This is a genomic window from Spirochaetota bacterium, assembly GCA_004297825.1.
Lineage (GTDB): Bacteria > Spirochaetota > UBA4802 > UBA4802 > UBA5368 > FW300-bin19.
On sequence record SCSX01000036.1, the window covers coordinates 266,074 to 278,161 of the forward strand.

Annotated in this window: 9 protein-coding genes; 3 read left to right on the plus strand and 6 right to left on the minus strand. The window is 63.1% G+C overall.

Features of this window, described 5'->3' with window-relative positions; translation table 11 throughout:
* Positions 1 to 61: 61 nt before the first annotated feature.
* Complete coding sequence (locus tag EPN93_08105; protein TAL36770.1) at positions 62 to 1,285, plus strand: hypothetical protein; 1,224 nt, start codon at positions 62 to 64, stop codon at positions 1,283 to 1,285.
* Positions 1,147 to 1,698: a hypothetical protein gene (locus EPN93_08110; protein ID TAL36771.1), complete on the plus strand. Its 552-nt coding sequence runs from the start codon at positions 1,147 to 1,149 to the stop codon at positions 1,696 to 1,698. Before EPN93_08105 ends, EPN93_08110 begins: the two co-directional genes overlap by 139 nt.
* Here the strand turns inward: EPN93_08110 and EPN93_08115 are convergent.
* The 5 genes from EPN93_08115 to EPN93_08135 form a co-directional block, all read right to left on the minus strand.
* Positions 1,691 to 2,635 (minus strand): alpha/beta fold hydrolase, encoded by a 945-nt coding sequence (locus tag EPN93_08115; GenBank protein ID TAL36772.1) that lies wholly within the window; start codon positions 2,633 to 2,635, stop codon positions 1,691 to 1,693. The two genes, EPN93_08110 and EPN93_08115, sit on opposite strands and share 8 nt — an antisense overlap.
* A gap of 297 nt (positions 2,636 to 2,932) precedes the next feature.
* Positions 2,933 to 3,808 carry a radical SAM protein gene (locus EPN93_08120; GenBank protein TAL36773.1) on the minus strand — a complete coding sequence of 292 codons (876 nt, stop codon included), beginning with the start codon at positions 3,806 to 3,808 and terminating at the stop codon, positions 2,933 to 2,935.
* 1 nt (position 3,809) lies between these two features.
* Positions 3,810 to 4,526 (minus strand): radical SAM protein, encoded by a 717-nt coding sequence (locus tag EPN93_08125; GenBank protein TAL36774.1) that lies wholly within the window; start codon positions 4,524 to 4,526, stop codon positions 3,810 to 3,812.
* Positions 4,493 to 5,668, minus strand: a complete 1,176-nt coding sequence (locus EPN93_08130; protein TAL36775.1) for a hypothetical protein — start codon at positions 5,666 to 5,668, stop codon at positions 4,493 to 4,495. The genes EPN93_08125 and EPN93_08130 overlap by 34 nt, the downstream gene beginning before the upstream one ends.
* A 924-nt stretch (positions 5,669 to 6,592) precedes the next feature.
* Positions 6,593 to 7,540, minus strand: coding sequence for a hypothetical protein (locus tag EPN93_08135; protein ID TAL36776.1), 948 nt, complete (start codon positions 7,538 to 7,540; stop codon positions 6,593 to 6,595).
* Between the two features lie 119 nt (positions 7,541 to 7,659).
* Between EPN93_08135 and EPN93_08140 the strand changes: the two genes are divergently transcribed.
* On the plus strand, positions 7,660 to 11,013 hold the full coding sequence (locus EPN93_08140; GenBank protein ID TAL36777.1) for a hypothetical protein: 3,354 nt from the start codon (positions 7,660 to 7,662) through the stop codon (positions 11,011 to 11,013).
* Between the two features lie 386 nt (positions 11,014 to 11,399).
* Here the strand turns inward: EPN93_08140 and EPN93_08145 are convergent, their stop codons facing one another.
* Positions 11,400 to 12,008: a hypothetical protein gene (locus tag EPN93_08145; GenBank protein TAL36778.1), complete on the minus strand. Its 609-nt coding sequence runs from the start codon at positions 12,006 to 12,008 to the stop codon at positions 11,400 to 11,402.
* Positions 12,009 to 12,088: the final 80 nt, after the last annotated feature.

Here is a 12,088-nt window from a genome sequence, read left to right on the forward strand (position 1 = left end):
GTAATCCGGACCGGCGCCGCACGGTGCCGTGTTTTCACATCATCTAGCCGGGGTGTGCGCCATGAAAACCAGGAATGTCGTCGCGGGACTGCTTCTGATAACGACCGCCCTCGTCGCGGGTCCCCGCGCGGTGGAGTCCCAGACGAAGGAAAGGTTCAAACAGGACGTCGAGAAGCAGAAGGATATCGGGAAAAAGGACATCGAGCTCGTCAAGATGAAGGTCGAGGTGATACGCCAGGAGATTGTGCGGCGAAACTACAAGTTCAAGGTCGATATCACCGAGGCGATCAAGCGCGACATCAAGGAGATCACCGGCCTCGAGGTGCCGCGGGGTGTCGAGAAGGAGGCGCGCGTCCAGAGCAGCCTGGGAAACCAGATGTTCCAGATGTTTTTAAAAAAGCTCGCCGAGGCCGAACGCGCTAAGAAGAAAAAGAAAAGGCCGGAAAAGACCGAGCCGGAAAAACGCGCGGAGGAACCCGAAGAGAAGGTCGAGCCGGATGCGAATGAACGGCGCGACGAGGGCGCGCGCACGGACGAGACCGAAGAGCCCGCCGGGAAGGACAAGGTCCCGGTCGAGGAGCCCAAGAAAGAACCCGCCCTCGCTCCCGACGCCGACCCCAAGGCTTCTTCGTTCAGCTGGGTGCGGCGCGGCAAGGTGACCCCCGTCAAGTTCCAGGAAAACTGCGGAAGCTGCTGGGCGTTTTCCTCCGTGGCGGTCGTCGAGTCGAGCGCGCTCATCGTGAACAACCGGGAAATGGACCTTTCGGAACAGTTCCTGGTGGACTGCGCGGTCGACAAGAGCGGCCGCGACGCCGGGAGCTGCGGCGGCGGGTGGTACGGGTACGCCTTCGATTTCCTCACGCGAAGCTCCCCGGTGGACGAGGCGAGCGTCCCCTACGGGGCGCGCGAACAGGCGTGCAGGAAGGGAAGCGAGGTGCCCCTGCGCATCGCCGCGTGGGGCTACGTTCAAGCCGACGCCGGTAACCCTTCGGTTGACGAAATGAAGGCGGCGCTCTGCAAGTACGGGCCGCTGGCGGCCTGCATCAAGGCGACCCCGGCCTTCCAGGCGTACCGGAGCGGCGTGTTCGACGAGTTCGCCTCGACCTGGGGCCCCCGGGACATCAATCACGGCATCGTGATCGTAGGATGGGACGATTCCAAAAAATCGTACCTCATCAAGAATTCGTGGAGCACCGACTGGGGCGAGGACGGATACGGGTGGGTCGAGTACGGGTGCAACAATATAGGCTTCGGCGCGGCGTGGGTCGTGGTCGAGGGAATGTGAGGAGCGGAGCAATGAAACGATTAACGACAAACCTGAGTATCGGCCCCCTGTGCCTGCTGTGCGCCGTCATGCTCATCCAGGGATGCGCATCGCTCCCGGAGCAGGCACTATCCCCCGCAGACGAGGGAAGGGCGATCCCGCTCGCGCTGGGATCGGAGATGCTCGTCAGGATCGAGGCCCAGGTTTCTACCGGGTACCGGTGGGAGGCTCATCCCGCCCGGGGGCTTGTGGCGGTGAAGGAGCACGCGATAGAATCGGCGGGCGGCGGGATCGTCGGGGGGATCGACATCCAGGTGATGAAGGTCACCGCGCTCGCCGCGGGCGAGGACGAGGTGGAATTCGCCTACGCGCGCCCGTTCGGGCCTCCGGAGAAGCCGGCCAAGCGGTTCGTCGTAAAGTTCGTCGTCAAATAGCGGCCGGTGCCGCGCCGGAAAGCCATGCGAGAATGCGGGGGAAGTGGTCCAGGACCGCGTCCCGGTGGGTGAGCATTTCGATGTGCGAATAGTCGCGCAGCGAGCCGTGCTTTTTCCCGAGCACCATGAGCGCGCCCTTCAGGTCGCCGCACTCCCGCATGAATCGCCGCACATCGGCGGGATTCCCCAGACACCGGTCGCCCTCCGAGGCGACGTAGAGGGCCGGCGGAAGCGTGATGCCCCGTATGGCCTCCCCGTAGTCGAACCCGTCCACCGTGTCCCGCCAGGTTTTTGAAACGAGCCATTCCACGCTGTCGCGATAAAACATACGCGTTTCGTTGTCGTCGCCCAGGAACAGGTGCAGGTCCTTCATGGGCAGGTAGCCGCAGGCCGCGCAGACCCCCCGCGCGAGGAAGCGCCAGAAGAAATCGATCTGGATGAAGCGCGCGGGGTTGCGCACCGCGATCCTCCGCCGGGAGCCCAGGTACACCAGCGCGGCCGCGGACGCGCGGCAATACGGGTCGCGCGCGATCGCCGAGGCGGCCAGCGCGCCGCCGTAGGAATGGGCGACCCAGAGCTGGGGCGCGTCACCCCGGATCGTGCGGATCGCCCGGGAGAACGCCGGAATATCATCGAGGATCATCTCATGCTGCCCGTACAGGGACGCCCGCCCCGCGGGAGGAACGCTTCCCCCGTGCCCGCGGGCGTCGGCGACGAAGACGTCGTACCCGTTATGCGCGAGAAAAGGGGCGAATCCCCTGCCGCTGTCCGAATAGAATATCCTGCCGTTCTCCACGCCCCCGTGGAACATGAGCACGGGCCTTCCGCCCTCGCGGGCGCGCATGCGCCGGAGGTGCAGGGTGTCCGTGCCGTTCACGGGTATCATGATGGATTCCATTGCAAGGGGCGGTCTGTCCATGGGCGCGAATTCCTCCATCCGGCGATCCGGGGCTTTTCGGAAAGATTCTGAAGGAAAACGCGTTTTGTGCAACTCGAATTTAACGTTATGCGAAATTAATTTCAATTGCCCCGGCGTGCGGGGATCAGGTGTTCGTCACGAACTTGCTGGTGAGGAATTCCCCCTGCATGGGATTGAGGTCGAAGCGCTGGCACGCCTCCTCGATGAGCTTGAGCCTGTCCGCCTTGGGATTTTCCATGAGCTCCGCGCTGATAAATCTCATGGCGTCCTCGATCGATGAGTCCATATCGGCCCCCCTGTCCTTTCGTGGCCCGCTCAGAGCGCCCGCATGTGTTCGGGCTTGAGCAGTTTTTCGTCGCCGCGCCGGATCACGTCTTCCAGGAGCGCGATCACCTTGTGGCGATCGTCCGGCAGAGTGGCCCGGATGGGAAGATAGTTCGACGCGTGGTTCGAGGTGAAAAAACACCTGTTTTTCACCTTCATGTTGATGATTATGAGCCTGAGCTCGTTGAGCATGCCGAACTTGTCCGGCAGCGCGAATGTGCCCTTCGCGTAATCCTCGTAGAGCGAGGTGTTGGGAAGGAGCATCACCGTGAGCGCGCCGGCGTAGTCGGGCGACATCGCGCCCAGGTGCTTCCCGGTGTCGATCGCGTGCTCCTCGGAGAGTTCGGTTCCGCCTATGCCCAGGAGCACCGTCTGCGAGAGGAGTATCCCGGCGGATTTTATTTTTTCGGCGGCCTCGAGCTGGCGATGGGGGAACGCACCCTTCTTGATGCGCCTGAGCACCTCCCGGTTCCCGCTTTCGATCCCCTGGTAGACGATGCCCAGGCCCGCCGCGCGCAGGGCGCGAAGCTCTTCGGGCGTTTTCTTGATGATCGCCTTTGTGTTGCCGTACACGCCGATGCGCTCGATCCAGGGGCTCCGCTTCTTTAAATGCGCGATGATATCGAGTATGGTCTCCGTCGGGAGGATGAGCACGTCGCCGTCCGCGAGAAATGCGCGCTGGAACCGGTACTGCGAGGACATCTCGTCTATGTCGCGCTTGATGGTCGCGATATCCTTGAAATAGAATTTCTGTTCCTTGTAGGTTCCGCAGAAGGTGCACTGGTTGTGCGAGCACCCCACGGTCACCTGGATGATCATGCTGTACGCCTCGCTGGGAGGCCTTATAACGTGTCCTACGTAATCCATGTCACAAATCCTTCGGCTCGCCGCCGGGCCAGATGATGGTATGAAGCTGCAGGTTCAGCCTGCACCGGAGCCTGTCGTTCAGGATGAGCCGGGCGAGCTCATCGGGGCGCATCCTGTCGCTCACGGGCGACAGGTTGACAACTGCGGCCGATTCCGCAAGATATTTTTTAATGAATCTTTTCGCGAACCGGTAATCCCCCCCGCCGGCGATCACGAACTTGATCTCGTCGGAGGCTTTCAGGAACTCGAGGTTCCGGAGAACGAACGAGCCCGCGCAGCCGCTCGAGGGCGTCTTGACGTCGGCGATGATCCTCGCGTGGGGGGGCACGGCGTCCAACGGGATGCTTCCGTTCGTCTCAACCTGGACGTTTCGTCGCGCCGCGAGAAGCTTCCGGATGAGCGGGATGCTGTTCCCTTGCAGAAGGGGCTCGCCCCCGGTGAGCGTGACATGATGAACGGCGCCCAGGCGCGCGACCTTCTTCACGACTTCATCCACACTCATACGCGCGCCGCCTTCCCTGGCTTCGGGCGTATCGCACCACGAGCAGGTGAGGTTGCATCCCGCAAGCCGCACGAACGCCGAGGGAAAGCCCGCGGTGGTTGTCTCGCCCTCGATAGAGAGAAATATGCCATGCACGAGTAGCCGATCGTCCGCGGTGTTTCGTACCGTCTTCGCCCGCGCTTTCAATTGTACACCCGCGCGAATTCTTTCATGTATTCCCCGGTGATCTCCGCGTTGTCGAGGATGATGACGTTCTCGTCGTTTTTGACGTTCGCTCCCTTTGAGAAATTAAATGAGCCGGTGATGAGAAGCGCCTCGTCGATGATGATCACCTTGTGATGCATGAGGCCGGGATTGCGGTCGATCTTAACCGCGATCCCCTCGACGCGGAGCTTGTTGTACTCGCTGTTTTCGGTGTCGGATCCCTCGCGCTCGATCACGCCCTTCACCGCGATCCCCTTTTTATGCAGCCGGATGAGCTCTTCCCCCAGCGGGTCGCTCGTGAACGAGAACGCGAGGAAATGGACGGAACGCCTCGCCTTTTTCAGCCGTTCAAGGATTATGCGCTCGATGTTGTCCTCGGGGGAGAAGTAGGCGTTGATATTCGTGTCGGCGATTTTCACGAAATATTTTTTTGTCAGGGAACCAAACAGGCCCGGTTCCTTCCTGTTGCCGAACACCCCGCCCGCATGCATCTCGTCGAACTCGGCCTGGAAGATCGATGCGAGCTCCGCCGAGCGGATCACGATCGCGTTGTTGTCGTCCTTAAAAGCGCCGTTGTCGGTGAGATTGTAGGAGCCCGTCCAGAGCTGCTCGCCGTCGATGATCGCGAACTTGTCGTGCATGAGTCCGCGCCGGTCGTCCACCGCGACGGGTATCCCCGCGTTCACGAGCGTGCGCACCCCGGATGCGACGGTGTCGGTTTCGGTGACGATGCGGACGTCCACGCCGCGCGCCTTCGCCGCAAGGAGCGTCTGGATGATGCGGTTCGAGGTGATCGAGTAGAACGCCCCGTGGAACGAGCGGCGCGCGGCGTCGATGCGCGCAACGAGCGCCGATTCGGGATTTTCGGTAAAGGGCGCCCCCTCGGGCGCGGTGAAGTAGACGTTCCACCAGCGCTCCTGCGCGGAGAGTGCGAGCGCGGAGAGCGTGAGCGCGGAGAGCGTGAGTGCGACGGCGGTGAGGCGCAGAATCTTATGTAATGTCAAGTTGCTTCCCCAGGTATCTCGCGAAATTAAGCAGGTCCGATGCGTCCCTTCCCGGTATGTGAACGCGGAATATTCGGAAGTACGCCCCCAGCGTCTTCCCGATTTTAGAGAACTGCACGCGCCCGTCGCGCAGGTCCTCCAGGAGGTCATACGCCTCCCGGTCCAGGAACACGATGAATTCCCCGAGCCCCTGCGCGGTATCGAACGAGTACCGGACGCCGACCAGGTTGCCGCGCTCCATGGATTTTTTGACCTTGAATCCGCGGATAGCGGTATCGATGGAGCGCGATCTCCCGTAGCGCACGCCGGAGGGCCCCGCGGCGAGCACGTTCACGCGCGTGAGCATGGGGACCGCGAGGGCGGCCGCTCCCGCGGCCGCGGCCCCCGCGAGGGCCAGCACCATATACGCCGCCGTCGCCGAAAGGGCCTCGCCCGACATGAAGCCGGCGGACGTGATGACCAGGCCGCAAAAAATTCCGAGCCCAAGCAGGAGCCGCGACACCGCGCCGCGGTCTTTCCACGCGTAGTACCGCGTGCCGCCCGATTCTCGGGTGGTTATCCATCCCGGGAGTTCCCTCCGGTCGTCGACCTCGGACGAGCCCTTGAATTTCACCGTCTCGTTTAATCGGCGCGCAAGCGCCTCACCCTTTTTTGACGTCGTCCACCCCGTGCTCCAGAGGTCGAAGATCGCGCCCCCCCGCGTGTGAAGGAAAACGATATGCCCCCTCTCGCGGACGTAGCGCTCGCGGATGCCCAGGATTTCCCCGTACCCGATCCGCGCCTCCGATTTTCCCCGGCCGCGCATTATGAAGTGCTGTGCGGCGTTATCGAACACGAGACGGCGGGGATGGGCGCGGCGCGCCTGCAGCATGACAAAACCGGCGCAGGAGAAGACCGCGCCGAACCCGCCCAGCCCGAGCGAGGCTGCGGAGCCGGTACCTGCAAAGGCCGCGATCCCCAGGAGTGCGAGCGGAATCCCGAGGACTGCCATGGCCGCCCCCCAGACACGGAGGCCGGACCCAAGCGCAAGCTCGATCGAGGCGTCGTCCATCTTCCTGATACGATACATGGCGGCTATTTCGAAATCTTTTTTTCGTACACGAGGTTCTCGTAGTCCGTGTAGAGGAGCTGGTTGTCCCTCTCCGGGTTCATGAGCTTCACCTTCGTGATGAGCGTGGAGTACGACGCGAGCAGGCTCATGTCCGAGAGGGCCTCGATCATGTGCTGAACCTCCTGGGTGTCCTTATTCAGGAGACCCATGTAGAACCTGAGCGACTCGGCGAGGGATTCGAGCTTGGGGCGGTTTTTCGCGATATCGGGATTGGCGTCCGCGTCCTTGAGCATGCCGCGGATGAAGCTCAGGATATACTCGGCCTCGATCGCGGTGAGGTCGAAGTCCAGCATAATCTGGTTCACCTTCATCACGTTCATGTCGCGCAGGTGCACCCGCGCGAGGAACACGGGATTGGTCGACATCATGTTCAGGTTGACCTCGCCGTCCGCGCCCGATTTCGCGGGCGACTCCTCTATCATGTCGAGGGAGCGCTCGACACCCGCGGTGATGATCACGGCCGCCGGGAACCGGTTCTTTATCACGATGATGTCGTTACCCGAAATGGCGCGCGACACCACGATTGCGTCCGGCTTGTCCGTTGCGTCGGTCTCGCGGACGAGCGAGGCCGTGTTGTCGAAGGCCCGGAGACGGGTGGGCATGATGTCCACCGGGCCCAGGGTGTCAAGGAAGAGGTATTTCCGCGACCTGGTTTCCAGGTCCACGTAGGGGAGCACCATCTGGTTCTTTATGACCTTGAGCAGCGAAAATTCCTGGTGGGTGTTCCGGATCGCGAAGCTCACCCCTACGAAATACACCGCCTGCATGCGGTGGAGCACCTTCGTATTCTGATCGTCGGAGTAGACGCTCTTCCCCCTGCGGTCGAAAACGAGGAACTGGCTTTTCTTGGGGAATATCTTGAGGGTCATCCCCTTGGGTGATTTTTCTTCTATGAAGTCCGAATATTCCATCACATGAAAAATACCGCTGTCCGGCGGCAATTCAATCACTTTTTAGGCGCGAATAAAATATTTGACAACCGGGTTTTCCGGAGCCAATCATCTGGTACATTTCCAATTGGAGAATACCGATGAACCACATCAATATCAGCGCCCGGTTGATTCACCGAGGAAAGGTCGCCGCGTTCTCGAGCCAGCTCGACGAGCCGCACGCGGCCGCGTTCGTGGTAAAGGAGGGCGGATACTGGTGCAGCCAGAAGGGCAGCGCGATAACCCGGGAATATTTCAGCATCGACTACGGGTCGCCCCTTCCCCTCAACACCGTGGAGGTTCACGCGGCGCCCTCGGGCCCGGAGTCGTTTCCCGCGGATTTTCGCGTCGAGGCGAGCCTTGACGGCGCGGAGTGGCGGATCGTCCATACCGAGAGAAAATACGAGATGGGCGACTCCGGTGTGTGCGTGCTCGACATCCCGTTCACCGTCGCGCGGTTCATGAAGTTCGTAGCGCTCAAAACGCGCAAGGTGCAGACGCGCTTCTTCGCGGAGGTGGGGGCATTCGCGGCGGGTATTGCGGGGGTTCGCGAGATATCGGCGAGCGGGGCGTCATCCTACATGCACGGCGCCGAGAAGCTCCTCGACCGGCAGAAGGGCAGCATGTGGGAGTCAGATCTAAAAAGCGCCCCCGCTAATGAGTTCGTCTATCTGGACCTGGGGCGCGTGCTTCCCGTGTCGCGTCTCGCGCTCTGGTCGACCGACATGGTCCCGAACGGTTTCCCCGAGCACTTCTACTTCGAATACAGCACCGATAAAAACGTGTGGAGCCCGCTTTTCGAGGAAAAGGGCTTCCTCGCGGAGCCCTCGACGCGCTACAGCTGGGACGTGCCGCTGGCGCAGGCCAGATACGTGCGCGTGGAGATGAATACGGTTCCCCTGGAGGGAAAGGTGCACGGCGTGCGCCTCGCCGGGCTGGAGGTATTTTCGGCGCCCATTAGCCTCGACCACACGCATCACGCGGGCGAGATGACACCGCATGCCTCCGTCTTCCAGCACGGCGTGGTGCGCATGGCGAAAGACGGCGAAGACCTCATGGGCGCGGCGGTCCAGGCGAGCGACCGAAGGCTCAAGGAGGCGACTACCATCTTCAAGGGGATCATGCAGTTCGCCGAGGACGGCGAGGACGCCCCGGGGCTCGCGACGCAGGCGAGCGACCGGCGGCTCAAGCCGGCCACCGAGGCTAAGTACGGGATCGTGCGGCTCGCCTTCGACAGGGAATCCAAGCAGGGGGCCGTCGTCCAGGGGAACGATACCCGGCTTCAAGAGGCCACCGAATCGAGCTTCGGGATCGTCAAGCTCTGTCCCGACGGGATCTACTCCGACCTGAGCGTGGTGCGCGGGAGCGACAAGAGGCTCTTTCGCGCAACGGCCGAGAACTTCGGGATAGTGCGGCTCGCCTCCGACGGCGAGTCGGCCGCTGAGTGCGTGGTGCAGGGGAGCGACCGGCGTCTCAGGGACGCGAGCACGATCGCGAAGGGGATCGTGGAGCTCGCGGAGGACGGTGAGGACGCGCCCGGGATCGCGGTGCAGGGGAGCGACCGGCGTCTCAGGGACGCGAGCACGATCGCGAAGGGAATTGTGGAGCTCGCGGAGGACGGCGAGGACGCGCCCGGCGTTGCGGTGCAGGGGAACGACCGGCGGCTCAGGGACGCGAGCACGATCACAAAGGGGATCGTGGAGCTCGCGGAGGACGGCGAGGACCGCCCGGGCGTCGTGGTTCAGGGCAGCGACCGGCGGCTCAAGGACGCGGCCGAGGGTGCGAAGGGAATAATGCGGTTTGCCCGTGACGGTGAGGCCGTTTCGCTCGCCGCGGTGCAAGGGAACGACCGGCGGCTCAGGGACGCGAGCACCACGGCAAAGGGCATCGTGGAGCTTGCGGAGGACGGCCAGGACGCACCCGGCGTTGCGGTACAGGGTAACGACCGGAGACTAAAGGAAGCGACCACCGTATCAAAGGGCGTGGTCGAGCTTGCGGAGGACGGCGAGGACGCGGCCGGTGTCGTCGTGCAGGGGAGCGACCGGCGTCTCAGGGATGCGACCACCGTCGCGAAGGGCATCGTGGAGCTCGCGGATAACGGGGAAGACCGCCCGGGCGTAGTTGTCCAGGGGAACGACCGGCGGCTCAGGGACGCGACCGCCGCCGCGAAGGGAATCGTTGAGCTTGCGGAGGACGGGGAAGACGCGCCCAACGTCGCGGTGCAGGGGAGCGACCGGCGCCTCAAGGACGCGAGCACTGTCGCGAAGGGGATCGTGGAGCTCGCGGAGGACGGTGAGGACGCGCCCCACGTCGTGGTGCAGGGGAGCGACCGGCGGCTCAAGCCGGCGAGCACCGGCGCCCGCGGCATCGTGGAGCTCGCCGACGACGGCGAGGACGCCCCCGGGCTCGCGGTTCAGGGAAGCGACCGGCGGCTGCGATACGCGAACGAATCGCAGCCCGGCATCGTCCGCTTCGCCGAGCCGGGCGAGAGCCGTAAGGGCTTCGCCGTACAGGCGGACGATCCGCGCCTAGCGGACGCGCGGGAGCCCGCCGCCCATACCCATGACTACGCGCCGCGCGTGCATGAATTTTCAGCGCACGCGGGGACCATCGCGGTGAGCGGCGCGCGCAGCGAGCGCTATACCGGCGTGGTCCCGCCGCCCGACGGCGCCGCGGTGATCTACGCGAAAAACGAGTCCCCCGCGGCGGGCGCCGTGGGAATCGCGGGGGTGGCGGACGGCACCTACGAACACGCGGAGCATTCCTGCGGGGTGCTGGGGCACGGCAGGTTTACCGGCGTGCGCGGACAGTCGGCGGGGAGCACCGATCCCGGGCCCAGGGGATGCGGGGTCCTGGGCGTATCGCGCTTCGGGGCGGGCGGCGTGTTCGCCAGCGAGCACGGATACTCGCTCGTGGTGGACGGGTTCGGGAAGATCGAGGAGTACGACGACAGCCTGAACCTGGTCGGAAACGGCGAGGCGCTCAAGGTGAACGGGACGAGCGACTTCACGGGGACCGTCACCCTCGCGCGCGTATCGGCGGAGGGGGTTCCCCCGAACATCGCCGAGATGTTCGAGGTGGACGGGGCCGACCACATTTCCTACGGCGACGTGCTCGTGGCGAGCGAGCGCGGGGGCGGCGTGCTCGCGCGGTCGGATTCGGAATATTCGCGCGCGGTCATAGGCGTGGTGTCGGGCAATCCCGCGCTCGTGCTGAACGCGTCCGGCGACAAAAGGCTCTACCCGGTCGCGCTCGCCGGAAGGGCGATGTGCAAGATCGACGCGCGCGGCCGCCAGGTCCGCCCGGGCGACCTGATCGTAACCTCGGCTACGCCCGGCTGCGGGATGGCGGGCACGGTGGATTCGTTCGAAAAAATCGGGACGGTTCTGGGAAAGGCCCTGGACGGGCTGGAGGACGGGATAGGCGTGATTCCCATCTTCGTGACCGGTCGTTAGATATCACAAGGTAGAATCGGAAGGGGTCCGATATTGCAGGTTTAATCCGCGCGCTGAAAAAATGGTATTGGCCACGGTTTGACGGATGATCGCGGATCGTCAAAGGTTATTCGGCACGATTCCCGTGAATTGAAGCGGTCTCCGACCTGCAGTCGAAATCCGTGTAAATCCGTGAAAATCCGCGGCTGATAAAAGGGCTTGGGCAACGGATTCGCACGGATGAACACGGATAAAGCGTTCGGGAGGGCGAGTCCGGCAGCTCATGCGCGAGGCGGGTTTCAGGGACCGGGGAAACGCGTCCCGGCAGGACGGGTAATATCGGCGCCAGCCAATGACCTTAGAATATCCAATCGCGGACTGTTGTAATGCGCGGGAAACGGGCGCGCTCAGGGAGTGATCTTGCCCATGGTCTGGATCTCCTGGGCGTTGAAAAGCTCCTTCAGGTAATCCGCGAGCTCGCGGGTGAGATCCTTGCTCAGGTAGGTGATCTTCCGGCTGAACGGCTTCCTCTCGTACTGGTCCACCCAGAGGATGATCGTGGTCTTCTCGAACTCCCAGGTCAGGGCGCCCGAATTGTTCTTCACCGAGTCGCCGGTGGGTGCGCCGTACTGCTCCTCGAGCTTCTTCGCGACGTCCGCGGTGTTAAGGTAGGGAAACTGCACGTTCACGAAGAAGAGGCGCGTCTCCTGCTCGGTCTTGTTGTCCTTCCCGACCTTTTCCTTGAAAAAAAAGCCGTAGTGATAGCTCAGGTCGCCGTCGCGAGCCTCGATCACCCGCTTGTCGTCGGTGTAGCTGATCTTGCCCATCACCTCGTTCTTCACGGTGGCCATGGGGCTGCCCCACTTGGCCTTGCTGTATCCCTCGATCCCTTTTTTATCGGAAACGGGCGCCGCCGCCTTTTTATCCTTGTCCGCCTCCGAAGCGTCCCGCGCAAGGAGCCCGCCGGGGGTTCCCGCGAGACTCAGGGTCATAAGCACCGCACACAGCTTTTTCATGGGTCCGATCCTCGTGGTTCTAATATACCGCGTCCGCGCCGAAACGGACACGTGTCTGTCCTTGTTATCGGCACGCGCGC

Bases quoted from the DNA above. Each gene is read 5' to 3' on its own strand.
- EPN93_08140 (TAL36777.1), top strand. From the start codon at position 7,660: ATGAACCACATCAATATCAGCGCCCGGTTGATTCACCGAGGAAAGGTC.
- EPN93_08110 (TAL36771.1), top strand. From the start codon at position 1,147: ATGGGACGATTCCAAAAAATCGTACCTCATCAAGAATTCGTGGAGCAC.
- EPN93_08145 (TAL36778.1), bottom strand. From the start codon at position 12,008: ATGAAAAAGCTGTGTGCGGTGCTTATGACCCTGAGTCTCGCGGGAACC.
- EPN93_08105 (TAL36770.1), top strand. From the start codon at position 62: ATGAAAACCAGGAATGTCGTCGCGGGACTGCTTCTGATAACGACCGCC.
- EPN93_08135 (TAL36776.1), bottom strand. From the start codon at position 7,540: ATGGAATATTCGGACTTCATAGAAGAAAAATCACCCAAGGGGATGACC.
- EPN93_08120 (TAL36773.1), bottom strand. From the start codon at position 3,808: ATGGATTACGTAGGACACGTTATAAGGCCTCCCAGCGAGGCGTACAGC.
- EPN93_08115 (TAL36772.1), bottom strand. From the start codon at position 2,635: ATGGAGGAATTCGCGCCCATGGACAGACCGCCCCTTGCAATGGAATCC.
- EPN93_08130 (TAL36775.1), bottom strand. From the start codon at position 5,668: ATGACCTCCTGGAGGACCTGCGCGACGGGCGCGTGCAGTTCTCTAAAA.